This window comes from Burkholderia thailandensis E264, from assembly GCF_000012365.1.
Classification (GTDB): domain Bacteria; phylum Pseudomonadota; class Gammaproteobacteria; order Burkholderiales; family Burkholderiaceae; genus Burkholderia; species Burkholderia thailandensis.
In genome coordinates this window covers 3,508,773-3,533,566 of record NC_007651.1, presented here as the reverse complement: position 1 = coordinate 3,533,566, position 24,794 = coordinate 3,508,773, and the positions used below count along the sequence as shown (strand labels likewise).

13 protein-coding genes, 6 tRNA genes, 3 rRNA genes and 2 pseudogenes are annotated in these 24,794 nt (G+C 60.3%); 20 read left to right on the top strand and 4 right to left on the bottom strand.

Annotation, left to right across the window (positions count from 1 at the left end):
* Nucleotides 1-20 precede the first annotated feature (20 nt).
* Nucleotides 21-1,019 carry a 1,2-phenylacetyl-CoA epoxidase subunit PaaA gene (paaA, locus tag BTH_RS27970; RefSeq protein ID WP_009888238.1) on the bottom strand — a complete coding sequence of 333 codons (999 nt, stop codon included), beginning with the start codon at nucleotides 1,017-1,019 and terminating at the stop codon, nucleotides 21-23.
* Nucleotides 1,020-1,544: 525 nt separating this feature from the next.
* Here paaA and BTH_RS27965 point away from each other — a divergent pair.
* From BTH_RS27965 to rrf, 6 genes are all read left to right on the top strand, one after another.
* Nucleotides 1,545-2,831, top strand: coding sequence for an SGNH/GDSL hydrolase family protein (locus BTH_RS27965; RefSeq protein ID WP_009888239.1), 1,287 nt, complete (start codon nucleotides 1,545-1,547; stop codon nucleotides 2,829-2,831).
* Nucleotides 2,832-3,352: 521 nt separating this feature from the next.
* Nucleotides 3,353-4,883: ribosomal RNA gene (locus BTH_RS27960) — 16S ribosomal RNA — on the top strand.
* A gap of 64 nt (nucleotides 4,884-4,947) precedes the next feature.
* Nucleotides 4,948-5,024: transfer RNA gene (locus BTH_RS27955), tRNA-Ile, on the top strand.
* Between the two features lie 35 nt (nucleotides 5,025-5,059).
* A tRNA-Ala gene (locus BTH_RS27950) sits at nucleotides 5,060-5,135 on the top strand.
* 323 nt (nucleotides 5,136-5,458) lie between these two features.
* Nucleotides 5,459-8,339: ribosomal RNA gene (locus BTH_RS27945) — 23S ribosomal RNA — on the top strand.
* Nucleotides 8,340-8,456: 117 nt separating this feature from the next.
* Nucleotides 8,457-8,570: ribosomal RNA gene (gene rrf / locus BTH_RS27940) — 5S ribosomal RNA — on the top strand.
* The 16S, 23S and 5S rRNA genes sit together here with 2 tRNA genes alongside, the layout of an rRNA operon.
* Nucleotides 8,571-8,639: 69 nt before the next feature.
* On the opposite strand, the pseudogene tnpC reads toward rrf, so the two are convergent.
* The 3 genes and pseudogenes from tnpC to tnpA all read right to left on the bottom strand — a co-directional run.
* Nucleotides 8,640-9,311 (bottom strand): annotated as a pseudogene (tnpC, locus tag BTH_RS27935) (IS66 family transposase); the annotation flags it as partial.
* A complete protein-coding gene (gene tnpB, locus BTH_RS27930; protein WP_009892112.1) occupies nucleotides 9,293-9,619 on the bottom strand; it encodes an IS66 family insertion sequence element accessory protein TnpB in 327 nt (108 codons plus the stop codon). The gene tnpB and the pseudogene tnpC, both read right to left, overlap by 19 nt.
* Nucleotides 9,616-10,023 (bottom strand): IS66-like element accessory protein TnpA, encoded by a 408-nt coding sequence (gene tnpA, locus BTH_RS27925; protein ID WP_009888727.1) that lies wholly within the window; start codon nucleotides 10,021-10,023, stop codon nucleotides 9,616-9,618. Before tnpA ends, tnpB begins: the two co-directional genes overlap by 4 nt.
* A gap of 97 nt (nucleotides 10,024-10,120) precedes the next feature.
* Here tnpA and BTH_RS32490 point away from each other — a divergent pair.
* The 14 genes and pseudogenes from BTH_RS32490 to rpoC form a co-directional block, all read left to right on the top strand.
* Nucleotides 10,121-10,285: pseudogene (locus BTH_RS32490) on the top strand (DDE-type integrase/transposase/recombinase); the annotation flags it as partial.
* 485 nt (nucleotides 10,286-10,770) lie between these two features.
* A tRNA-Tyr gene (locus tag BTH_RS27920) sits at nucleotides 10,771-10,856 on the top strand.
* Nucleotides 10,857-10,899: 43 nt separating this feature from the next.
* Nucleotides 10,900-10,973 (top strand) — tRNA-Gly (locus BTH_RS27915).
* 15 nt (nucleotides 10,974-10,988) lie between these two features.
* A tRNA-Thr gene (locus BTH_RS27910) sits at nucleotides 10,989-11,063 on the top strand.
* A 62-nt stretch (nucleotides 11,064-11,125) separates the two neighbouring features.
* Nucleotides 11,126-12,316, top strand: coding sequence for an elongation factor Tu (gene tuf / locus BTH_RS27905; protein ID WP_004198356.1), 1,191 nt, complete (start codon nucleotides 11,126-11,128; stop codon nucleotides 12,314-12,316).
* 59 nt (nucleotides 12,317-12,375) lie between these two features.
* Nucleotides 12,376-12,451 (top strand) — tRNA-Trp (locus BTH_RS27900).
* A gap of 42 nt (nucleotides 12,452-12,493) precedes the next feature.
* Nucleotides 12,494-12,874 (top strand): preprotein translocase subunit SecE, encoded by a 381-nt coding sequence (gene secE, locus BTH_RS27895; protein ID WP_011402570.1) that lies wholly within the window; start codon nucleotides 12,494-12,496, stop codon nucleotides 12,872-12,874.
* Between the two features lies 1 nt (nucleotide 12,875).
* A complete protein-coding gene (nusG, locus tag BTH_RS27890) occupies nucleotides 12,876-13,433 on the top strand; it encodes a transcription termination/antitermination protein NusG (protein ID WP_004525645.1) in 558 nt (185 codons plus the stop codon).
* A 143-nt stretch (nucleotides 13,434-13,576) separates the two neighbouring features.
* Nucleotides 13,577-14,008 (top strand): 50S ribosomal protein L11, encoded by a 432-nt coding sequence (rplK, locus tag BTH_RS27885; protein ID WP_004198368.1) that lies wholly within the window; start codon nucleotides 13,577-13,579, stop codon nucleotides 14,006-14,008.
* A complete protein-coding gene (gene rplA, locus BTH_RS27880) occupies nucleotides 14,009-14,707 on the top strand; it encodes a 50S ribosomal protein L1 (protein ID WP_004185135.1) in 699 nt (232 codons plus the stop codon).
* 297 nt (nucleotides 14,708-15,004) lie between these two features.
* Nucleotides 15,005-15,502, top strand: a complete 498-nt coding sequence (rplJ, locus tag BTH_RS27875; protein WP_011402569.1) for a 50S ribosomal protein L10 — start codon at nucleotides 15,005-15,007, stop codon at nucleotides 15,500-15,502.
* Between the two features lie 63 nt (nucleotides 15,503-15,565).
* Nucleotides 15,566-15,940, top strand: coding sequence for a 50S ribosomal protein L7/L12 (rplL, locus tag BTH_RS27870; RefSeq protein ID WP_009888286.1), 375 nt, complete (start codon nucleotides 15,566-15,568; stop codon nucleotides 15,938-15,940).
* Between the two features lie 363 nt (nucleotides 15,941-16,303).
* Nucleotides 16,304-20,410, top strand: coding sequence for a DNA-directed RNA polymerase subunit beta (gene rpoB, locus BTH_RS27865; RefSeq protein WP_009906448.1), 4,107 nt, complete (start codon nucleotides 16,304-16,306; stop codon nucleotides 20,408-20,410).
* A 21-nt stretch (nucleotides 20,411-20,431) separates the two neighbouring features.
* Complete coding sequence (gene rpoC / locus BTH_RS27860) at nucleotides 20,432-24,670, top strand: DNA-directed RNA polymerase subunit beta' (RefSeq protein ID WP_009888293.1); 4,239 nt, start codon at nucleotides 20,432-20,434, stop codon at nucleotides 24,668-24,670.
* Nucleotides 24,671-24,794 lie beyond the last annotated feature (124 nt).

The window sequence follows — 24,794 nt, the reverse complement described above, 5'->3', positions numbered from 1 at the left end:
GGTGCCGCGCCTTCCGTGCGTCATGCCGCTTGCTGCTGCGCGCGGCGGCGGCGTTTTTCCTCGTGCGCGAGCGCGGCTTCGCGAACCCAAGCACCGTTCTCGTGCGCCTTCACGCGGGTCGCGAGTCGCTCCTTGTTGCACGGGCCGTCGCCGTTGACGACGCGCCAGAATTCGTCCCAGTCGAGCGCGCCGTAGTCGAAATGGCCGCGCGCGTCGTTCCACTTGAGGTCGGGGTCGGGCAGCGTGACGCCGAGCACCTTCGCCTGCTCGACCGTCGCGTCGACGAACTTCTGCCGAAGATCGTCGTTCGAGATCCGCTTGATCCCCCATCTGGCCGACTGATTGCTGTGAACGGAATCGGCGTCGGGCGGGCCGAACATCATCAGCACGGGCCACCACCAACGGTTCACCGCGTCCTGCACCATCGCGCGTTGCGCGTCGGTGCCTTTCATCATCGCGAGCAGCGCGTCGAAGCCTTGCCGCTGATGGAACGATTCCTCTTTGCAGACGCGGATCATCGCGCGCGCATACGGGCCGTACGTGCAGCGGCAGAGCGGAACCTGGTTCATGATCGCGGCGCCGTCGACCAGCCAGCCGATCACGCCGACGTCCGCCCACGTGAGGGTCGGGTAATTGAAGATGCTCGAGTACTTGGCCTTGCCGGCGTGCAGCGCGTCGATCAGTGCGTCGCGCGACACGCCTAGCGTTTCCGCGGCGCTATATAGATAGAGGCCATGACCGGCCTCGTCCTGGACCTTCGCGAGCAGGATCGCCTTGCGCTTGAGGCTCGGCGCGCGCGTGATCCAGTTGCCTTCCGGCAGCATGCCGACGACTTCCGAGTGCGCGTGCTGCGAAATCTGCCGCACGAGCGTCTTGCGGTACGCGTCGGGCATCCAGTCCTGCGGTTCGATCTTGCCGTCGGCTGCGATGACGGCATCGAATCCGGCCTGTTCGGGCGAATCGGCGGCGGCATCGAGCGGCGCGACGTTGCCGGGGATGTCGAGGGATTGCGTGTACATGGCGATGTTCTCGTCCAGGTGGAATGTTCACGCAGTATAAACCAACCGACCAGTCGGTTAATAAATGATTTTAGCGGATGGGCGAGATTCGAGGTTGGGGTGATGACAATTTGCCGCGAACGGGAAGCTTGTGCTGCTTATGAGCCAAGCCGTGCTGCGGATGGCTGGCTTTCCGTCTCGGGATGCGGATGCATGGGCTTGCCGAGTCGCGGGGGCACCCCATAGCCAGGTCGACGAGGGGAGACCGGAGTCGCCAGACAGATAGCGGATAGATAGACTCGCTGCCGACGACCGACGACCGACGACCGACGACCGACGACCGACGACCGACGACCGACGACCGACGACCGACGACCGACGACCGACGACCGACGATTGGAAATTGGCGATCACGAGGCAGTGGGCGCGGCGGATCGAAAACAAGGCGCCGCGCCGGCAAGCGCTGGCGATCGCGTTCCCGCGACCGAACGGAGTTCGCAAGCCGAGTTCAGGCAAAATTCAGAGCTTTGCCGTGAGGAGTATCGAATGACGTCTCGACGTTGGCTCACCGCTCTTTCGTGCTGTCTCGCGCTGGCTGCATCACCGACGGCGAGCGCCGCGCAAGCCGACGCGCCGGCGCAGCAGGCGCGCTGGGTCGCGTCCTGGGCGACTGCGTTCCAGCCGATTCCGGATCTTGCTGCGCCGCCGCCGCTGTACCGGGCGCCGGACGTTGCGGGCCGTACGGTCCGCCAGATCGTCTATCCGACGCTGACGGGCGGAGCGATTCGCGTCCGCGTGAGCAACGCGTACGGCAAGTCGCCACTCGTGATCGGCGAGATGAGCATCGGCCGGTCGACGAGCGGCGCTGCGATCGCGGCGGGCAGTTCGACGACGGTGACATTCGGCGGCCGGCGCGAGATAGAAGTGCCGCCGGGGCAGGAGCGGGAAAGCGACCCCGTCGCGTACGACGTGACGGCCGGCGAGCCGTTCGCGCTCAGCCTGTATTTGGGCGGCCGCCAGGCGATGACGGTATGGCACCGCGTGTCGAATCAGGTCAATTACGTATCGACGCCGGGCAACCACGCGAGCGATACCGCGTCCGACGCGTTCCGGACGCGCTTCACGCAATCCGCGTGGATCGCCGAACTGGCGGTGGAGGCGCGGCGACCGGGCGCCGGGACGATCGCCGCCGTCGGTGATTCGATCACCGACGGCTTGCGCTCGAGCCTGAATCGCAATCGCCGCTGGCCGGACGCGCTGGCGGCGCGGCTCGAGCGCGCAGGTGCGCGCGACATTGGCGTGGTGAATCTCGGCATCAGCGGAAATCGGCTGCTGAGCGACTCACGCTGTTACGGCGTCGCGCTCGAGCGCCGATTCGAGCGCGACGTGCTCATGCGTGCCGGCGTGAAGGTGGCGGTGCTACTGATCGGCATCAACGACATCAACTTCGCGGCGATGCCCGCCCGTTCGGGGCTGGATTGTGACGCGCCGCATACGCCGGTCGATGCGCAATCACTGGTCGCAGGCTACCGCCGGGTGATTGCGGCTGCGCACGCGCGCGGCGTCGAGGTGTTCGGCGCGACACTGACGCCGGCGTCGCTGCCGCCGGCGCGCGAAGCGATTCGCCGCGAAGTCAACGAGTGGATTCGAACGTCGGGCGCGTTCGACGGCGTGGTGGATTTCGACGCCGCGCTGCGCGACCCGGCGAAGCCGTCGGAATTGCAGCGCCGCTATAACAGTGGCGACGATATTCATCCGAGCGATGCCGGGTATGCGGCGATGGCCGATGCGGTGCCGTTGGAACGTCTGATGGCTGCTGCCGGACGCCGTTGAATTTCTCGCTTGGACGCTTCACGCGCGTCCAAGCGAGAAATTCAACGGGACCCTAAAAAAGTGCTTGCACGAAAGCGCAGAGCTGCCTACAATCACGCCTCTTTCGCGCTACGGAGAACGCAGCGCGAAGGGGAGCGGGAAGTTTCACGGCTCGGGTAGTGCGGTCGGCGGTGGTTGCGACCGAGAGCGTGAAATGGTGATCCAGACGCTGCGCGACACGGTAGTAAAAAAGTTGTTGACGTGCTGCGAATAAGTGATCATAATCTCGTTTCTCTGCTGCTGACAACGCAGCGCTGCTGAGAAGACGGAGTTGAGTAGGAAAGTTTTCTCGCAGATGTGCTCTTTAACAATGAACAGCCGATAAGTGTGGGCGCTTGATGTAAGCGGACGATCTTCGGATCGCAAGCAAAAGTATCAAGAGTCTCACACTAAAGTAAGTCAGGTTTATGAAGCAATTCATATGACCTGTCAGCTTTGAGTGAGCGACCGGTTGGAAACAACCGAAAACAGTAACAGGAATTGAACTGAAGAGTTTGATCCTGGCTCAGATTGAACGCTGGCGGCATGCCTTACACATGCAAGTCGAACGGCAGCGCGGGCTTCGGCCTGGCGGCGAGTGGCGAACGGGTGAGTAATACATCGGAACATGTCCTGTAGTGGGGGATAGCCCGGCGAAAGCCGGATTAATACCGCATACGATCTGTGGATGAAAGCGGGGGACCTTCGGGCCTCGCGCTATAGGGTTGGCCGATGGCTGATTAGCTAGTTGGTGGGGTAAAGGCCTACCAAGGCGACGATCAGTAGCTGGTCTGAGAGGACGACCAGCCACACTGGGACTGAGACACGGCCCAGACTCCTACGGGAGGCAGCAGTGGGGAATTTTGGACAATGGGCGCAAGCCTGATCCAGCAATGCCGCGTGTGTGAAGAAGGCCTTCGGGTTGTAAAGCACTTTTGTCCGGAAAGAAATCATCCTGGCTAATAACCGGGGTGGATGACGGTACCGGAAGAATAAGCACCGGCTAACTACGTGCCAGCAGCCGCGGTAATACGTAGGGTGCGAGCGTTAATCGGAATTACTGGGCGTAAAGCGTGCGCAGGCGGTTTGCTAAGACCGATGTGAAATCCCCGGGCTCAACCTGGGAACTGCATTGGTGACTGGCAGGCTAGAGTATGGCAGAGGGGGGTAGAATTCCACGTGTAGCAGTGAAATGCGTAGAGATGTGGAGGAATACCGATGGCGAAGGCAGCCCCCTGGGCCAATACTGACGCTCATGCACGAAAGCGTGGGGAGCAAACAGGATTAGATACCCTGGTAGTCCACGCCCTAAACGATGTCAACTAGTTGTTGGGGATTCATTTCCTTAGTAACGTAGCTAACGCGTGAAGTTGACCGCCTGGGGAGTACGGTCGCAAGATTAAAACTCAAAGGAATTGACGGGGACCCGCACAAGCGGTGGATGATGTGGATTAATTCGATGCAACGCGAAAAACCTTACCTACCCTTGACATGGTCGGAATCCTGCTGAGAGGCGGGAGTGCTCGAAAGAGAACCGGCGCACAGGTGCTGCATGGCTGTCGTCAGCTCGTGTCGTGAGATGTTGGGTTAAGTCCCGCAACGAGCGCAACCCTTGTCCTTAGTTGCTACGCAAGAGCACTCTAAGGAGACTGCCGGTGACAAACCGGAGGAAGGTGGGGATGACGTCAAGTCCTCATGGCCCTTATGGGTAGGGCTTCACACGTCATACAATGGTCGGAACAGAGGGTCGCCAACCCGCGAGGGGGAGCCAATCCCAGAAAACCGATCGTAGTCCGGATTGCACTCTGCAACTCGAGTGCATGAAGCTGGAATCGCTAGTAATCGCGGATCAGCATGCCGCGGTGAATACGTTCCCGGGTCTTGTACACACCGCCCGTCACACCATGGGAGTGGGTTTTACCAGAAGTGGCTAGTCTAACCGCAAGGAGGACGGTCACCACGGTAGGATTCATGACTGGGGTGAAGTCGTAACAAGGTAGCCGTATCGGAAGGTGCGGCTGGATCACCTCCTTTCTCGAGCTTAAATCCGCGAAGTTGAGCGCTCACGCTTATCGGCTGTAAATTAGGACAGACTCAGGGGTCTGTAGCTCAGTCGGTTAGAGCACCGTCTTGATAAGGCGGGGGTCGTTGGTTCGAATCCAACCAGACCCACCAATTGTCTGGCGGAATAAACCTGAGTGTCTCTGTATGGGGGCATAGCTCAGCTGGGAGAGCACCTGCTTTGCAAGCAGGGGGTCGTCGGTTCGATCCCGTCTGCCTCCACCAATCCTCAATGGTAAGTGCTTGGAAGCGAGCATTAAGCATTGGCGATTGAGCCAGTCAGAGTGATGCAGGAAACTGTATCGGCTGTCGTTCTTTAACAATCTGGAAGAAGTAAGTAATTTGGATAGCGGAAGCGTCTAATGAGATGGACGTGGAAACTATCCGGGTTGTGATTGTATCGATGTATCTCAAGATGATTCGAACTTCATGTTCGGCTCGATTTTGGAATACGGCACAACGCGAGAACTCAACCTGTAGCGTACTGTGTATCGGATCATCGTAAGCGCTCAAGCGCTAACGATGATCGAGAGACAGACTCGTTATAGGGTCAAGCGAACAAGTGCATGTGGTGGATGCCTTGGCGATCACAGGCGATGAAGGACGCGGTAGCCTGCGAAAAGCTACGGGGAGCTGGCAAACGAGCTTTGATCCGTAGATGTCCGAATGGGGAAACCCACTCCGAATGGAGTATCCATAGCTGAATACATAGGTCTATGTGAGGCGAACGCGGTGAACTGAAACATCTAAGTAACCGCAGGAAAAGAAATCAACCGAGATTCCCAAAGTAGTGGCGAGCGAAATGGGAAGAGCCTGTACTCTTTATTTGTATTGTTAGCCGAACGCTCTGGAAAGTGCGGCCATAGCAGGTGATAGCCCTGTAGGCGAAAACAGTATGAAAGAACTAGGTGTACGACAAGTAGGGCGGGACACGTGAAATCCTGTCTGAAGATGGGGGGACCATCCTCCAAGGCTAAATACTCGTGATCGACCGATAGTGAACCAGTACCGTGAGGGAAAGGCGAAAAGAACCCCGGGAGGGGAGTGAAATAGATCCTGAAACCGCATGCATACAAACAGTCGGAGCCTCGAAAGGGGTGACGGCGTACCTTTTGTATAATGGGTCAGCGACTTACGTTCAGTAGCAAGCTTAACCGAATAGGGCAGGCGTAGCGAAAGCGAGTCCGAATAGGGCGTTCAGTTGCTGGGCGTAGACCCGAAACCAGGTGATCTATCCATGGCCAGGATGAAGGTGCGGTAACACGTACTGGAGGTCCGAACCCACTAACGTTGAAAAGTTAGGGGATGAGCTGTGGATAGGGGTGAAAGGCTAAACAAACCTGGAAATAGCTGGTTCTCTCCGAAAACTATTTAGGTAGTGCCTCGTGTCTCACCTTCGGGGGTAGAGCACTGTCATGGTTGGGGGGTCTATTGCAGATTACCCCGCCATAGCAAACTCCGAATACCGAAGAGTGCAATCACGGGAGACAGACATCGGGTGCTAACGTCCGGTGTCAAGAGGGAAACAACCCAGACCGCCAGCTAAGGTCCCCAAATATGGCTAAGTGGGAAACGAAGTGGGAAGGCTAAAACAGTCAGGAGGTTGGCTTAGAAGCAGCCACCCTTTAAAGAAAGCGTAATAGCTCACTGATCGAGTCGTCCTGCGCGGAAGATGTAACGGGGCTAAGCCATATACCGAAGCTGCGGATGCGTGCTTGCACGCATGGTAGGAGAGCGTTCCGTAAGCCTGCGAAGGTGCCTTGTAAAGGGTGCTGGAGGTATCGGAAGTGCGAATGCTGACATGAGTAGCGATAAAGGGGGTGAAAGGCCCCCTCGCCGTAAGCCCAAGGTTTCCTACGCAACGTTCATCGGCGTAGGGTGAGTCGGCCCCTAAGGCGAGGCAGAAATGCGTAGCTGATGGGAAGCAGGTCAATATTCCTGCACCATTGTTAGATGCGATGGGGGGACGGATCGCGGAAGGTTGTCCGGGTGTTGGAAGTCCCGGTCGCTGCATTGGAGAAGGCGCTTAGGCAAATCCGGGCGCAGGATTCAAGGGTGTGGCGCGAGCTCCTTCGGGAGCGAAGCAATTGGAAGTGGTTCCAAGAAAAGCCTCTAAGCTTCAGTCTAACGATGACCGTACCGCAAACCGACACAGGTGGGCGAGATGAGTATTCTAAGGCGCTTGAGAGAACTCGGGAGAAGGAACTCGGCAAATTGGTACCGTAACTTCGGGATAAGGTACGCCCTGGTAGCTTGACTGGCCTGCGCCAGGAGGGTGAAGGGGTTGCAATAAACTGGTGGCTGCGACTGTTTAATAAAAACACAGCACTCTGCAAACACGAAAGTGGACGTATAGGGTGTGACGCCTGCCCGGTGCCGGAAGATTAAATGATGGGGTGCAAGCTCTTGATTGAAGTCCCGGTAAACGGCGGCCGTAACTATAACGGTCCTAAGGTAGCGAAATTCCTTGTCGGGTAAGTTCCGACCTGCACGAATGGCGTAACGATGGCCACACTGTCTCCTCCCGAGACTCAGCGAAGTTGAAGTGTTTGTGATGATGCAATCTACCCGCGGCTAGACGGAAAGACCCCATGAACCTTTACTGTAGCTTTGCATTGGACTTTGAACCGATCTGTGTAGGATAGGTGGGAGGCTATGAAACCGGAACGCTAGTTTCGGTGGAGCCGTCCTTGAAATACCACCCTGGTTTGTTTGAGGTTCTAACCTTGGCCCGTGATCCGGGTCGGGGACAGTGCATGGTAGGCAGTTTGACTGGGGCGGTCTCCTCCCAAAGCGTAACGGAGGAGTACGAAGGTACGCTAGGTACGGTCGGAAATCGTGCTGATAGTGCAATGGCATAAGCGTGCTTAACTGCGAGACCGACAAGTCGAGCAGGTGCGAAAGCAGGTCATAGTGATCCGGTGGTTCTGTATGGAAGGGCCATCGCTCAACGGATAAAAGGTACTCTGGGGATAACAGGCTGATACCGCCCAAGAGTTCATATCGACGGCGGTGTTTGGCACCTCGATGTCGGCTCATCTCATCCTGGGGCTGTAGCCGGTCCCAAGGGTATGGCTGTTCGCCATTTAAAGAGGTACGTGAGCTGGGTTTAAAACGTCGTGAGACAGTTTGGTCCCTATCTGCCGTGGGCGTTGGAAGTTTGAAGGGGGCTGCTCCTAGTACGAGAGGACCGGAGTGGACGAACCTCTGGTGTACCGGTTGTGACGCCAGTCGCATCGCCGGGTAGCTATGTTCGGAAGAGATAACCGCTGAAAGCATCTAAGCGGGAAACTCGCCTTAAGATGAGACTTCCCCGGGGACTTGATCCCCTTGAAGGGTCGTTCGAGACCAGGACGTTGATAGGTCGGGTGTGTAAGCGCAGTAATGCGTTCAGCTAACCGATACTAATTGCCCGTAAGGCTTGATCCTATAACAAGTCTGCCTTGCCAGATCTTGTTGATTCTCGTGTGCGATACACACAACCCAATATTACTGCTTCTTCCCAGATTGGTTCTGTTGGCCTGCCCAGCAGAACATCCCTCTTTGCCTGATGACCATAGCGAGTCGGTCCCACCCCTTCCCATCCCGAACAGGACCGTGAAACGACTCTACGCCGATGATAGTGCGGATTGCCCGTGTGAAAGTAGGTAATCGTCAGGCTCCCCTTGCCAAAACCCCCGCCCAACCAGGCGGGGGTTTTGCTTTTTATCCCCACCCACCACACCCCTCTCATCCCTCTGCCGACGCCACCTCCATACCGCCCCGTAAGCGAGTCGCCGGTACCGTCTCGACGGTGTGAATGAATGTTGCCAGAGTAGACCCCACCACAGCGAGTAGCGGGGACCACGGCATGAGCTGATCGACACGATTGATTGCGTGATCAGCAATGCGGGCAAGGACGAAGCGCAGATACGCCTCGGGATCGATGCCGTTGAGCTTCGCCGTTCCGATGAGGCTATAGATCGCGGCAGCGCGCTCGCCGCCGGAGTCGGCACCGGCGAACAGGTAATTCCGCCTCCCGATGGCCACTCCACGCAACGCTCGCTCGACCGGCAGGTTATCGATCTCGAGTTGGCCGTCGTCGCAATAGCGTGTGAGCGCTTCCCATCGGTTCAGCGCATAGAGAATCGCCCGACTCGTATCGGATTTCTTTGAGAGTGTCTCCAGCGTGGCGGTGAGCCAGGCGTGAAGCTGACTGAGAAGCGGTCGGGCATGTGCTTCTCGATACGCACGACGCTCGTCGGGCGGTTTGCCGCGTATCGCGTCTTCGATCTTGTACAACGCACCGATACGCTCGAGCGCTTCGGTATTCAATGCGTTCGGGCGCGCAGCGTGTAGCTCATAGAACTGGCGTCGGGCATGCGCCCAGCAGGCAGCTTCCCTCACGCGTCCGGTCTCGTAGATAGCCTGGTACCTTCGAGCAGCATCGACAGTTGGGCTTGGCTCAGGCAGACAACGCCACCGTCGGCGCGTGGCCAAACGAATCGGCCCCGTTCCAGGCGTTTCATCAGAAGACACATGCCGTCGCCGCTCCACCACAGCACTTTGACCAGATCGCCGCGCTTGCCTCGGAACACGAACACGTGACCGCTGAAGGGATCGCGTTCCAATACGGTCTGGACCTTCGCGGCCAAGCTGTTGAAGCCTGAACGCATATCAGTCACACCCGCGGCCAGCCAGACCTTTGTGCGGCTGGGCAGCCCGATCATGCTGCCGATTCCGGTGTGTTGCGCAACATGCGCAGCACCAGCCGCAACGTGCCCTCGTTGGGCGAGCCCTCGATCCGCACACGAGTGTTACCGACGTTGATCTCTATGGCGCCCATCGCGGCAGCGCCGATCACCGGCGTCGGCGCCACGGTCGCAGTCGGTCGCTCGATCTGTGGCGCTGGCGCTTCCAATGTGACCGGCAAAAATCCCACAGAATCGTATTCGCCGGCACGCAACGCGCGACGCCATTTGAATAACAAGTTCGTGTTCACCCCGTGTTCCATCGCCAGCCGCGCTACGGATACGCCCGGTTCGCAGGCCAGCTTGGCGAGTTTCCGTCGAAATTCGACGGGGTGATTAGGAATGCCTTTGCGTGAAGTTCTCTTCGGTGCTTCTGTTGACACTGTGGTCCCCGCTACTCGCCGTGGTGGGGCCTACTCTGGCAACATTCATTCACACCGTCGAGACGGTACCGGCGACTCGCTTACATTTAGGCGAGAAGGCTTGCTGTTTCACTCGGATCAAGGCGGCCAATATGCAAGCCGGAAATTCCGTCAGCGCCTCTGGCGCTATCGGATACAGCAGAGCATGAGCCGTCGAGGAAATTGTTGGGACAACTCCCCGATGGAGAGGCTGTTCCGCAGCTTCAAGACCGAATGGCTACCCCCCCGGATCATGACTGGGACTGGAGGCGAGAATCATGCCGAGCCTGGCTGGCCAAAGCCCCAATTATCGGGGCGGGAAGATAGTAACGGGGGCAGGTCAGCGGTTGAGTCGTGTCCGGACGTGGCCAACGCGCAGCAAAGGCAAACGCAGATCGATCAAAACGGGGCGAATTTACCCGGCGACTGCGTGCGCGTTTTGTGGTCACGTTTGTCATCCGACGCTTGGCGGCGCTGCTCCAACCCCGTATGATTCAAGTCTCCTGTTTTCCGAGGCGTTTCTACCGGAAAGCCGGAAGCGGCGAAGGGCGGTACCAGACGTCCCGTTCGATTCAGTAGTGCGCAGGCTTGGTCCCGTTGGGGATGCGATGACAACTGAAACGGCGGCGCAGGTCGGACGACGTCAGCGCACTCGAAGATGACTCAAAATAATTTCAACGAAGCGCTTGACACGAACTCGATGTACCCTCATAATCGTCAGTTCTCTGCGGAGGGGTGCCCGAGTGGCTAAAGGGGGCAGACTGTAAATCTGTTGGCTTACGCCTACGTTGGTTCGAATCCAACCTCCTCCACCAAAACATAAGCACAGAGCGGTACAGGGAATCGTTGGTGGCCCTTGCGGGTGTAGCTCAATGGTAGAGCAGAAGCCTTCCAAGCTTACGACGAGGGTTCGATTCCCTTCACCCGCTCCAGTTGAAGCATAAAGCGCCCATGTGGCTCAGTGGTAGAGCACTCCCTTGGTAAGGGAGAGGTCGGCAGTTCGATCCTGCCCATGGGCACCAGCAGGTAGTCGGTGTCTGTTTGCGCGCGGCGCAACATGTGAAATTCCTTTCGGGAGTTGAAAATGGCCAAGGAAAAGTTTGAGCGGACCAAGCCGCACGTGAACGTAGGTACGATTGGTCACGTTGACCACGGCAAGACGACGCTGACGGCGGCGATCGCGACGGTTCTGTCGGCGAAGTTCGGCGGCGAAGCGAAGAAGTACGACGAAATCGACGCGGCGCCGGAAGAAAAGGCGCGCGGCATCACGATCAACACCGCGCACATCGAGTACGAGACGGCGAACCGCCACTACGCGCACGTTGATTGCCCGGGCCACGCCGACTACGTGAAGAACATGATCACGGGCGCCGCGCAGATGGACGGCGCGATCCTGGTGTGCTCGGCCGCGGACGGCCCGATGCCGCAAACGCGTGAGCACATCCTGCTGGCGCGTCAGGTCGGCGTGCCGTACATCATCGTGTTCCTGAACAAGTGCGACATGGTCGACGACGCCGAGCTGCTCGAGCTGGTCGAAATGGAAGTGCGCGAACTGCTGTCGAAGTACGACTTCCCGGGCGACGACACGCCGATCATCAAGGGTTCGGCGAAGCTGGCGCTGGAAGGCGACAAGGGCGAGCTGGGCGAAGTGGCGATCATGAATCTGGCCGACGCGCTGGACACGTACATCCCGACGCCGGAGCGCGCGGTGGACGGTGCGTTCCTGATGCCGGTGGAAGACGTGTTCTCGATCTCGGGCCGCGGTACGGTGGTGACGGGTCGTGTCGAGCGCGGCGTGATCAAGGTCGGCGAAGAAATCGAAATCGTCGGTATCAAGGCGACGGCGAAGACGACCTGCACGGGCGTGGAAATGTTCCGCAAGCTGCTGGACCAGGGCCAGGCGGGCGACAACGTCGGTATCCTGCTGCGCGGCACGAAGCGTGAAGACGTGGAGCGCGGCCAGGTTCTGGCGAAGCCGGGTTCGATCACGCCGCATACGCACTTCACGGCTGAAGTGTACGTGCTGAGCAAGGACGAAGGCGGCCGCCACACGCCGTTCTTCAACAACTACCGTCCGCAGTTCTACTTCCGTACGACGGACGTGACGGGCTCGATCGAGCTGCCGAAGGACAAGGAAATGGTGATGCCGGGCGACAACGTGTCGATCACGGTGAAGCTGATCGCGCCGATCGCGATGGAAGAAGGTCTGCGCTTCGCGATCCGCGAAGGCGGCCGTACCGTCGGCGCCGGCGTCGTCGCCAAGATCATCGAGTAAGCCAGTTACTCGTTGATCGACAGTTTGGGGGTCGGCGTTTGCCGATCCCAACATGGTCTAGGGGTATAGCTCAACTGGCAGAGCGTCGGTCTCCAAAACCGAAGGTTGGGGGTTCGATTCCCTCTGCCCCTGCCACATAAGCCACGTTCTTCTACGTGGCGTTTGTTTTAGAGTGTTATGGCGAATCCTTCCGTCGAAACTGTTAATACCTCTGGCGATAAGCTGATGCTGGCCCTGGGTGTATTGTTGGTCTTGGCCGGATTCGCGGGCTTCTTCTTGCTTGGCGGCAAGGAATGGTATGTCCGCGGCGCTGCTTTGGCAGTGGGGGTGATCGCAGGTGTGGGCGTTGCGCTGATGTCGCTTCCTGGCAAGAGCTTCATCGCTTTTGCGAAGGATTCGTATCGTGAAGTGCGCAAAGTCGTTTGGCCCACGCGCAAGGAAGCCACGCAAACCACGCTTGTCGTCTTCGGTTTTGTGCTGGTCATGGCGCTCCTTCTCTGGATAAGTGATAAATCCATCGAATGGGCGATTTTCTCGGTGATTCTGGGTTGGAAATGATATGAGCGATACTCCGGCATCCCCGAGCGGAAAACGTTGGTACGTCGTGCACGCCTACTCCGGCATGGAGAAGAGCGTGCAACGTGCGCTTCAAGAGCGCATCGAGCGCGCCGGTATGCAGGACAAGTTCGGTCAGATCCTGGTTCCGACCGAGGAAGTGGTCGAAGTAAAGGGCGGCCACAAGGCTGTGACCGAGCGTCGTTTCTTTCCCGGCTACGTGCTGGTCGAAATGGAAATGACGGACGAGACATGGCATCTCGTGAAAAATACCGCGAAGGTCACCGGTTTCGTCGGCGGGGCGCGCAATCGCCCGAGCCCGATTTCCCCGCGGGAAGTCGAGAAAATCATGTCGCAGATGCAGGAAGGCGTGGAGAAGCCGCGCCCGAAGACCCTGTTCGAAGTCGGCGAGATGGTGCGCGTGAAGGAAGGTCCGTTCACGGACTTCAACGGCACGGTCGAGGAAGTGAACTACGAAAAATCAAGGGTTCGCGTGTCGGTCACCATTTTCGGTCGCGCGACGCCGGTCGAATTGGAATTCGGTCAGGTCGAAAAGGTTTAAGAAATCAGGTGGGCAGCTCCGAGAGCTGCCCACCTTCGCGCTTACGGCCCGCGTTAATGGCCGTTGAGGAGCGCAAGTAGTCGCAGGACGAACCCGCGTTATCACTCATCGAACGCTTTCACGCGTTCCAACGAGGTTTTCAAATGGCAAAGAAGATTGTCGGCTTTATCAAGCTGCAGATTCCTGCAGGTAAAGCCAACCCGTCGCCGCCCGTCGGTCCGGCACTGGGCCAGCGCGGCCTGAACATCATGGAGTTCTGCAAGGCGTTCAACGCGCAGACTCAAGGCATGGAGCCGGGCCTGCCGGTGCCGGTCGTCATCACGGCTTACGCGGACAAGAGCTTCACGTTCGTGATGAAGACGCCGCCCGCGACGGTTCTGATCAAGAAGGCAGCGAAGGTCGACAAGGGCTCGAGCAAGCCCCATACCGACAAGGTCGGCAAGATCACCCGCGCACAAGCGGAAGAAATCGCGAAGACCAAGATGCCGGATCTCACGGCAGCTGATCTCGACGCGGCCGTTCGCACCATCGCTGGTAGCGCACGCTCGATGGGCATCACTGTGGAGGGCGTGTAAATGGCCAAGATCTCGAAGCGCCGTCAGGCATTTGCCGCTAAGGTCGATCGTCAGAAGTTGTATCCGATCGATGACGCACTCGCCCTCGTGAAGGAATGCGCGAGCGCGAAGTTCGACGAGTCGATCGATGTCGCGGTTCAGCTCGGCATCGATGCGAAGAAGTCGGACCAGGTCGTTCGTGGCTCGGTCGTGCTGCCGGCCGGTACCGGCAAGTCGGTTCGTGTCGCCGTGTTCGCGCAAGGCGAGAAGGCTGAGCAAGCACGCGCCGCAGGTGCCGAAGTGGTCGGCATGGAAGACCTCGCCGAGCAGATCAAGGCCGGCCAAATGGACTTCGACATCGTGATCGCTTCGCCGGACACGATGCGTATCGTCGGTACGCTGGGTCAGATCCTCGGCCCGCGCGGCCTGATGCCGAACCCGAAGGTCGGCACGGTCACGCCGGACGTCGCGACCGCGGTGAAGAACGCGAAGGCGGGTCAGGTGCAGTTCCGCGTCGACAAGGCCGGTATCATCCACGCGACGATCGGCCGCGCATCGTTCGAACCGACCGCGCTGCGCACGAACCTGTCCGCGCTGATCGAAGCGCTGCAGAAGGCGAAGCCGGCGACGAGCAAGGGCGTGTACCTGCGCAAGATCGCGCTGTCGAGCACGATGGGCGTCGGCGTTCGCGTCGACCAGGGCTCGCTGGCTGCGCAGTAAGCGAAGTATTCGGGCCGTTTCGGTGAGAAGCGGCCTAAAAGGGCTTTGGGCGGTTGTTCGAAGAAGCATCGTCGAACAACCGGTTATCAAAGACCGTTGGTGGGATGGCAGCAGTCGGGCGATCCCTTAATGCAAGCCAACGCAGATGGCGAACCCGAAAAAGTTTTGCAGTGGTGAAGCGGGAGATCGACCGGCAATCGGCGGTCTTCAGCGGAAATACTCCTAACGAGTCGGACGCCGTTGTTGAACGAGGTGCGTGACGCGTCAAGCGAAGCGCATCGTTTCTGGAGGCTAACCGTGCCGCTTAATAGAGAAGACAAGCAAGCCGTCGTCGCTGAGGTCGCCGCGCAAGTCGCGAAGGCCCAGACCGTTGTGCTCGCTGAGTATCGTGGAATTGCGGTTGGCGATCTGACCACGCTGCGCGCGAAAGCGCGCGAGCAAAAGGTTTACCTGCGCGTTCTGAAGAACACGCTGGCGCGCCGCGCCGTCGAAGGTACGCCGTTTGCTCCGCTGGCAGAGCAGATGACTGGCCCCCTGATCTACGGCATCTCGGAAGATGCAATTGCTGCTGCGAAGGTCGTCAACGACTTCAGCAAGAGCAATGACAAGTTGGTCATCAAGGCCGGTTCGTACGATGGCAAGGTGATGGACAAGGCTGGCGTGCAAGCGCTCGCCAGCATCCCGAGCCGCGAAGAACTGCTCTCGAAGCTGCTGTTCGTCATGCAGGCGCCTGTTTCGGGCTTCGCGCGCGCACTGGCTGCGCTCGCCGAGAAGAAGCAAGCCGAAGCTGCTTAAGCGAACGCTCATCAGCGTCACTGATCGCTGGCTGTATCCGAATTCAATTTAGGAGTATTTCAAATGGCAATCGCAAAAGAAGACATCCTGGCAGCAGTCGAAGGGATGACCGTTCTGGAACTGAACGAGCTGGTCAAGGCGTTCGAAGAGAAGTTTGGCGTGTCGGCGGCTGCTGTTGCAGTCGCGGGCCCGGCAGCTGGCGGCGCCGCTGCTGCTGCTGAAGAGAAGACCGAGTTCACGGTCGTTCTGGCTGAAGCCGGCAGCAACAAGGTTGCAGTCATCAAGGCCGTTCGCGAACTCACGGGCCTGGGCCTGAAGGAAGCGAAGGATCTGGTTGACGGCGCACCGAAGCCCGTCAAGGAAGGCGTCGACAAGGCTGCCGCTGACGAAGCGAAGAAGAAGCTGGAAGACGCGGGCGCGAAGGTCGAAGTCAAGTAAGTTCCGACGCGCTGTGCGAAGGCTGGCGGTTTTCCACCGCCGGCCTTTTTGTGCTTTGTGGGGGCAGTGTTTTGACACCCTTTGATGGAGGTCGACGAGCACCCGCAGAAGCCAAAGAAAACCGCCCATCCACCGACGATCGGCGATTTTCTTTGTCTTCTGAAGCGACTGCAGAAGGCAAGTTTGGTCGGGCAGCGGGCAACACAGGCATCCGCTGCCGTCAGCCAGCGGTTGGTAGCGGCCAACCACCAAGCTTCTCGGCTCGTGCCGTCGGACGGCCATCGGGTCTCAGTCGGTGAACACTCGGGTTTGACACGTCCAGGTATCCCGCCTCGATAGCGCCCGTCGTGATTCGGAGATCGTATGCAATATTCCTTCACCGAGAAGAAGCGCATTCGCAAGAGTTTCGCGAAGCGTTCCATCGTTCACCAAGTGCCTTTCCTGCTGGCCACCCAGCTTGAATCATTCAGCACATTTCTGCAAGCCGATGTGCTGCCCGCGCAACGCAAGTCCGAAGGGTTGCAGGCCGCCTTCACGTCGGTGTTTCCCATCGTCTCGCACAACGGCTTCGCTCGTCTCGAGTTCGTGAGCTATGCGTTGTCGTCGCCGGCATTCAACATCAAGGAATGCCAGCAGCGCGGCCTGACCTATTGCTCGGCGCTGCGCGCGAAGGTGCGCCTCGTGCTCCTCGACAAGGAGTCGCCGAGCAAACCCGTCGTCAAGGAAGTAAAGGAACAGGAAGTGTACATGGGCGAAATTCCGCTCATGACGCCGACCGGTTCGTTCGTCATCAACGGTACCGAGCGCGTGATCGTTTCGCAGCTGCACCGCTCGCCGGGCGTGTTCTTCGAGCACGACAAGGGCAAGACGCACAGCTCGGGCAAGCTGCTGTTCTCCGCGCGGATCATTCCGTACCGCGGCTCGTGGCTAGACTTCGAATTCGATCCGAAGGACGTGCTGTACTTCCGCGTCGACCGCCGTCGCAAGATGCCGGTCACGATCCTGCTGAAGGCGATCGGCCTCACGCCGGAGCAGATCCTCGCGAACTTCTTCGTCTTCGACAACTTCACGCTGATGGACGAAGGCGCGCAGATGGAGTTCGTGCCCGAGCGCCTGCGCGGCGAAGTCGCACGCTTCGACATCACCGATCGTGAAGGCAAGGTCATCGTCCAGAAGGACAAGCGGATCAACGCGAAGCACATTCGCGATCTCGAAGCCGCGAAGACCAAGTACATCTCGGTGCCCGAAGACTATCTGCTCGGCCGCGTGCTTGCGAAGAACGTCGTCGACGGCGATACGGGCGAAGTGATCGCGAACGCCAACGACGAGATCACGGAAGGCGTGCTCGACAAGCTGCGCGAAGCGAAGATCAAGGAAATCCAGACGCTCTACACGAACGATCTGGACCAGGGTCCGTACATCTCGTCGACGCTGCGTGTCGACGAAACCGTCGACAAGACGGCCGCGCGCATCGCGATCTACCGGATGATGCGTCCGGGCGAGCCGCCGACGGAAGAAGCCGTCGAGGCGCTGTTCAATCGCCTGTTCTACAGCGAAGACGCGTACGACCTGTCGAAGGTCGGCCGCATGAAGTTCAACCGCCGCGTCGGCCGTGACGAAATCACCGGCCCGATGACGCTGCAGGACGACGACATCCTCGCGACGATCAAGATTCTCGTCGAGCTGCGCAACGGCAAGGGCGAAGTCGACGACATCGACCACCTCGGCAACCGGCGCGTGCGCTGCGTCGGCGAACTGGCGGAAAACCAGTTCCGCGCGGGCCTCGTGCGCGTCGAACGCGCGGTGAAGGAGCGCCTCGGCCAGGCCGAGAGCGAAAACCTGATGCCGCACGACCTGATCAACTCGAAGCCGATTTCGTCGGCGATTCGCGAGTTCTTCGGCTCGTCGCAGCTGTCGCAGTTCATGGACCAGACCAACCCGCTGTCGGAAATCACGCACAAGCGCCGCGTTTCCGCACTGGGCCCGGGCGGTCTGACGCGCGAGCGCGCGGGCTTCGAAGTCCGCGACGTGCACCCGACCCACTACGGCCGCGTGTGCCCGATCGAAACGCCGGAAGGTCCGAACATCGGTCTCATCAACTCGCTCGCGCTGTATGCGCACCTGAACGAATACGGCTTCCTCGAGACGCCGTACCGCAAGGTCGTCGACAGCAAGGTGACCGACCAGATCGACTATCTGTCGGCGATCGAGGAAGGCCGCTACATGATCGCGCAGGCAAACGCGGCGATCAGCAACGATGGCTCGCTCGTCGACGAACTCGTGTCGTCGCGTGAAGCCGGCGAAACGATGATGGTCACGCCGGACCGCATCCAGTACATGGACGTCGCGCCGTCGCAGATCGTGTCGGTTGCAGCCTCGCTGATTCCGTTCCTCGAGCACGACGATGCGAACCGTGCGCTGATGGGCTCGAACATGCAGCGTCAGGCCGTGCCGTGTCTGCGTCCGGAGAAGCCCGTCGTCGGTACCGGCATCGAGCGTACCGTGGCGGTCGACTCGGGCACGACGGTGCAGGCGTTGCGCGGCGGCGTCGTCGATTACGTCGACGCGGGCCGTATCGTCATTCGCGTGAACGATGACGAAGCGGTCGCGGGCGAAGTCGGCGTCGACATCTATAACCTGATCAAGTACACGCGTTCGAACCAGAACACGAACATCAATCAGCGTCCGATCGTGAAGATGGGCGACAAGGTCGCGCGCGGCGACGTGCTGGCCGACGGCGCGTCGACGGACCTGGGCGAGCTCGCGCTCGGCCAGAACATGCTGATCGCGTTCATGCCGTGGAACGGCTACAACTTCGAGGATTCGATCCTGATCTCGGAGCGCGTCGTCGCGGACGATCGCTACACGTCGATCCACATCGAAGAGTTGAACGTCGTCGCACGCGACACGAAGCTCGGGCCGGAAGAAATCACGCGCGATATCTCGAACCTCGCGGAAGTCCAGCTTGGCCGTCTCGACGAATCGGGCATCGTGTACATCGGTGCGGAAGTCGAAGCGGGCGACGTGCTGGTCGGCAAGGTGACGCCGAAGGGCGAAACCCAGCTGACGCCGGAAGAGAAGCTGCTGCGCGCGATCTTCGGCGAGAAGGCGTCGGACGTGAAGGACACGTCGCTGCGCGTGCCGTCGGGCATGAGCGGCACGGTGATCGACGTCCAGGTGTTCACGCGTGAAGGCATCCAGCGCGACAAGCGTGCGCAACAGATCATCGACGACGAACTGAAGCGCTACCGCCTCGACTTGAACGACCAGCTGCGCATCGTGGAAGGCGACGCGTTCCAGCGTCTCGCACGCATGCTCGTGGGCAAGGTCGCGAACGGCGGACCGAAGAAGCTCGCGAAGGGCACGAAGATCGACCAGGCATACCTGGAAGACCTCGACCACTACCACTGGTTCGACATCCGCCTCGCGGACGACGAGGCAGCCGCGCAACTCGAAGCGATCAAGAACTCGATCGAAGAGAAGCGTCACCAGTTTGACCTCGCGTTCGAAGAGAAGCGCAAGAAGCTCACGCAAGGCGACGAACTGCCGCCGGGCGTGCTGAAGATGGTCAAGGTGTACCTCGCGGTGAAGCGCCGTCTGCAGCCTGGCGACAAGATGGCGGGCCGTCACGGTAACAAGGGCGTCGTGTCGAAGATCGTCCCGGTCGAAGACATGCCGTACATGGCGGACGGCCGTCCGGCCGACGTCGTGCTGAACCCGCTCGGCGTGCCGTCGCGGATGAACGTGGGTCAGGTTCTGGAAGTGCACCTCGGCTGGGCGGCGAAGGGCCTCGGCTGGCGTATCGGCGAGATGCTCGCGCGTCAGACGAAGATCGAGGAACTGCGTGTGTTCCTGACCAAGATCTACAACGAGTCGGGCCGTGCGGAAGACCTCGAGAGCTTCAGCGACGACGAGATCCTCGAACTCGCGAAGAACCTGCGCGAAGGCGTGCCGTTCGCGACGCCGGTGTTCGACGGCGCGACCGAAGAAGAAATGTCGAAGATGCTCGACCTCGCGTTCCCGGACGACATCGCCGAACAGCTCGACATGAACCCGTCGAAGAATCAGGTGCGCCTGTACGACGGCCGCACGGGCGAGCCGTTCGAGCGCCGCGTGACGGTCGGCTACATGCACTACCTGAAGCTGCACCACTTGGTCGACGACAAGATGCACGCGCGTTCGACGGGCCCGTACTCGCTCGTCACGCAGCAACCGCTCGGCGGCAAGGCGCAGTTCGGCGGCCAGCGTTTCGGTGAAATGGAAGTGTGGGCGCTCGAAGCGTATGGCGCTTCGTACGTGCTGCAGGAAATGCTGACGGTGAAGTCGGACGACGTGACCGGCCGGACCAAGGTTTATGAGAACCTGGTCAAGGGCGACCATGTCATCGATGCCGGCATGCCCGAGTCGTTCAACGTGTTGGTGAAGGAAATCCGGTCGCTCGGTATCGACATCGACCTGGACCGGAACTAAAAGGACTACTGGAGAGAAGCGATGAAAGCTTTGCTCGATCTATTCAAGCAAGTCCAACAAGAAGAAATTTTTGACGCGATCAAGATCGGTCTGGCCTCGCCGGACAAGATCCGCTCGTGGTCGTTCGGCGAAGTGAAGAAGCCGGAGACGATCAACTACCGCACGTTCAAGCCCGAGCGCGACGGTCTGTTCTGCGCGAAGATCTTCGGCCCGATCAAGGACTACGAGTGCTTGTGCGGCAAGTACAAGCGCCTGAAGCACCGCGGCGTGATCTGCGAGAAGTGCGGCGTCGAAGTGACGCTCGCGAAGGTGCGTCGTGAGCGGATGGGCCACATCGAGCTCGCGTCGCCGGTCGCGCACATCTGGTTCCTGAAGTCGCTGCCGTCGCGTCTGGGCATGGTGCTCGACATGACGCTGCGCGACATCGAGCGCGTGCTGTACTTCGAAGCGTACGTGGTGATCGATCCGGGCATGACGCCGCTGAAGGCGCGTCAGATCATGACCGAAGAGGATTACTACAACAAGGTCGAGGAATACGGCGACGAATTCCGCGCCGAGATGGGCGCGGAAGGCGTGCGCGAGCTGCTGCGCTCGATCAACATCGACGAGCAGGTCGAGACGCTGCGCACCGAGCTCAAGAACACCGGCTCGGAAGCGAAGATCAAGAAGTACGCGAAGCGCCTGAAGGTGCTCGAGGCGTTCCAGCGCTCGGGCATCAAGCCCGACTGGATGATCCTCGAAGTGCTGCCGGTGCTGCCGCCGGAACTGCGTCCGCTCGTGCCGCTCGACGGCGGCCGTTTCGCGACGTCGGATCTGAACGACCTGTACCGCCGCGTGATCAACCGTAACAACCGGTTGAAGCGTCTGCTCGAGCTGAAGGCGCCGGAGATCATCGTGCGCAACGAAAAGCGGATGCTGCAGGAAGCCGTCGACTCGCTGCTCGACAACGGCCGCCGCGGCAAGGCGATGACGGGGGCGAACAAGCGTCCGCTGAAGTCGCTCGCCGACATGATCAAGGGTAAGGGCGGCCGCTTCCGTCAGAACCTGCTCGGCAAGCGCGTCGACTACTCGGGCCGTTCGGTCATCGTGGTCGGCCCGACGCTGAAGCTGCACCAGTGTGGCCTGCCGAAGCTGATGGCGCTCGAGCTGTTCAAGCCGTTCATCTTCAACAAGCTGGAAGTGATGGGCGTCGCGACGACCATCAAGGCGGCGAAGAAGGAAGTCGAGAACCAGACGCCGGTGGTGTGGGACATCCTCGAAGAGGTGATCCGCGAGCACCCGGTGATGCTCAACCGTGCGCCGACGCTGCACCGTCTCGGCATCCAGGCGTTCGAGCCCGTGCTGATCGAAGGCAAGGCGATCCAGCTGCACCCGCTCGTCTGCGCGGCGTTCAACGCCGACTTCGACGGTGACCAGATGGCCGTTCACGTGCCGCTGTCGCTCGAAGCGCAGATGGAAGCGCGCACGCTGATGCTCGCGTCGAACAACGTGCTGTTCCCGGCGAACGGCGATCCGTCGATCGTGCCGTCGCAGGATATCGTGCTGGGTCTGTACTACGCGACCCGCGAGGCGATCAACGGCAAGGGCGAAGGTCTTTCGTTCACCGGCGTGTCGGAAGTGATCCGCGCGTACGAGAACAAGGAAGTCGAGCTCGCGTCGCGCGTGAACGTGCGGATCACCGAAATGGTCCGCAACGAGGATACGTCCGAAGGCGCGCCGCAGTTCGTGCCGAAGATCTCGCTGTACGCGACGACCGTCGGCCGCGCGATCCTGTCGGAAATCCTGCCGCCGGGCCTGCCGTTCTCGGTGCTGAACAAGCCGCTGAAGAAGAAGGAAATCTCGCGCCTGATCAACACCGCGTTCCGCAAGTGCGGCCTGCGCGCGACCGTCGTGTTCGCCGACCAGCTGATGCAGTCGGGCTTCCGTCTCGCGACGCGCGCCGGCATCTCGATCTGCGTCGACGACATGCTTGTGCCGACGCAGAAGGAACAGATCGTCGGCGACGCCGCGAAGAAGGTGAAGGAGTACGACCGCCAGTACATGTCGGGTCTCGTCACCGCGCAGGAACGCTACAACAACGTGGTCGACATCTGGTCGGCGACGTCGGAAGCGGTCGGCAAGGCGATGATGGAGCAGTTGTCGACGGAGCCGGTGGTCGATCGCGACGGCAACGAGACGCGCCAGGAATCGTTCAACTCGATCTACATGATGGCCGACTCGGGCGCCCGGGGTTCGGCGGTGCAGATTCGTCAGCTGGCCGGCATGCGCGGCCTGATGGCGAAGCCGGACGGCTCGATTATCGAGACGCCGATTACCGCGAACTTCCGCGAAGGCCTGAACGTGCTGCAGTACTTCATCTCGACCCACGGTGCACGTAAGGGTCTGGCTGATACGGCACTGAAGACTGCGAACTCGGGTTATCTGACGCGCCGTCTCGTCGACGTGACGCAGGATCTCGTCGTCGTGGAAGACGATTGCGGCACGTCCAACGGCGTCGCGATGAAGGCGCTCGTGGAAGGCGGTGAAGTCGTCGAAGCGCTGCGCGACCGTATTCTCGGCCGCGTCGCGGCGTCGGACGTCGTCAATCCGGAAACGCAGGAAACCCTGTACGAAGCAGGCACGCTGCTCGACGAAACCGCGGTGGAAGACATCGAACGCCTCGGCATCGACGAAGTGCGCGTGCGCACGGCGCTCACCTGCGAAACGCGCTATGGCTTGTGCGCGTCGTGCTACGGCCGCGATCTCGGCCGCGGCTCGCTCGTGAACGTCGGCGAAGCGGTCGGCGTGATCGCGGCGCAGTCGATCGGCGAACCGGGCACGCAGCTCACGATGCGTACGTTCCACATCGGTGGCGCGGCATCGCGCGCGGCAGTGGCGTCGTCGGTCGAAGCGAAGAGCAACGGTACGGTGCGCTTCACGGCGACGATGCGTTACGTCACGAACGCGAAGGGCGAGCAGATCGTCATCTCGCGCTCGGGCGAGGCGATGATCACGGACGATATCGGCCGTGAGCGCGAACGCCACAAGGTGCCGTACGGCGCGACGCTGCTGCAGCTCGACGGTGCGCAGATCAAGGCGGGTACGCAGTTGGCTACGTGGGATCCGCTGACGCGTCCGATCATCACCGAGTACGGCGGTACGGTGAAGTTCGAGAACGTCGAGGAAGGCGTGACGGTCGCCAAGCAGATCGATGACGTGACGGGCCTTTCGACCCTCGTCGTGATCGACGTGAAGCGTCGCGGTTCGCAGGCGTCGAAGAGCGTGCGGCCGCAGGTGAAGCTGCTCGACGCGAACGGCGAGGAAGTGAAGATCCCCGGCACGGAGCACGCGGTGCAGATCGGCTTCCAGGTCGGCGCGCTGATCACCGTGAAGGACGGTCAGCAGGTGCAGGTGGGTGAAGTGCTCGCACGTATCCCGACCGAAGCGCAGAAGACGCGTGACATTACCGGCGGTCTGCCGCGCGTGGCCGAGCTGTTCGAAGCGCGTTCGCCGAAGGATGCGGGCATTCTCGCGGAAGTCACCGGCACGACGTCGTTCGGCAAGGACACGAAGGGCAAGCAGCGTCTCGTCATCACGGATCTCGAGGGCAACCAGCACGAGTTCCTGATCGCGAAGGAAAAGCAGGTGCTGGTCCACGATGCTCAGGTCGTCAACAAGGGCGAAATGATCGTGGACGGCCCGGCCGATCCGCACGACATCCTGCGTCTGCAGGGTATCGAGGCGCTGTCGCGCTACATCGTCGACGAAGTGCAGGACGTGTACCGTCTGCAGGGCGTGAAGATCAACGACAAGCACATCGAAGTGATCGTGCGTCAGATGCTGCGCCGCGTGCAGATCGTCGACAACGGCGATACGCGCTTCATTCCGGGCGAGCAGGTCGAGCGCTCGGACATGCTGGACGAGAACGACCGCATGATCGCGGAAGGCAAGCGCCCGGCGACGTACGAGAACATCCTGCTGGGTATCACGAAGGCGTCGCTGTCGACCGATTCGTTCATCTCCGCGGCATCGTTCCAGGAAACGACCCGCGTGCTGACCGAGGCTGCGATCATGGGCAAGCGCGACGATCTGCGTGGCCTGAAGGAAAACGTGATCGTCGGCCGTCTGATCCCGGCCGGTACGGGTCTCGCGTTCCACAAGGCGCGCAAGGCGAAGGAGCAATCCGATCGCGAGCGTTTCGACCAGATCGCAGCGGAAGAAGCGTTCGAGTTCGGCACGCCGAGCACGCCCGCCGAAGAGCCGCAGCACCCGGCGGAGTAAGCGAAGCGGCGCGAGCCGCTTTGCCTGCCCGCCGAGGAAGCCGCCCGGTTTCGACCGGGCGGCTTTTTTTATGCGCGTGCCGCGCGGCGCGGCCGCGAGCCGGCTGAACGGGCAACGTGCGACC

Bases quoted from the DNA above. Each gene is read 5' to 3' on its own strand.
- paaA (WP_009888238.1), bottom strand. From the start codon at position 1,019: ATGTACACGCAATCCCTCGACATCCCCGGCAACGTCGCGCCGCTCGAT.
- BTH_RS27965 (WP_009888239.1), top strand. From the start codon at position 1,545: ATGACGTCTCGACGTTGGCTCACCGCTCTTTCGTGCTGTCTCGCGCTG.
- tnpB (WP_009892112.1), bottom strand. From the start codon at position 9,619: ATGATCGGGCTGCCCAGCCGCACAAAGGTCTGGCTGGCCGCGGGTGTG.
- tuf (WP_004198356.1), top strand. From the start codon at position 11,126: ATGGCCAAGGAAAAGTTTGAGCGGACCAAGCCGCACGTGAACGTAGGT.
- secE (WP_011402570.1), top strand. From the start codon at position 12,494: ATGGCGAATCCTTCCGTCGAAACTGTTAATACCTCTGGCGATAAGCTG.
- nusG (WP_004525645.1), top strand. From the start codon at position 12,876: ATGAGCGATACTCCGGCATCCCCGAGCGGAAAACGTTGGTACGTCGTG.
- rplK (WP_004198368.1), top strand. From the start codon at position 13,577: ATGGCAAAGAAGATTGTCGGCTTTATCAAGCTGCAGATTCCTGCAGGT.
- rplA (WP_004185135.1), top strand. From the start codon at position 14,009: ATGGCCAAGATCTCGAAGCGCCGTCAGGCATTTGCCGCTAAGGTCGAT.
- rplL (WP_009888286.1), top strand. From the start codon at position 15,566: ATGGCAATCGCAAAAGAAGACATCCTGGCAGCAGTCGAAGGGATGACC.
- rpoB (WP_009906448.1), top strand. From the start codon at position 16,304: ATGCAATATTCCTTCACCGAGAAGAAGCGCATTCGCAAGAGTTTCGCG.
- rpoC (WP_009888293.1), top strand. From the start codon at position 20,432: ATGAAAGCTTTGCTCGATCTATTCAAGCAAGTCCAACAAGAAGAAATT.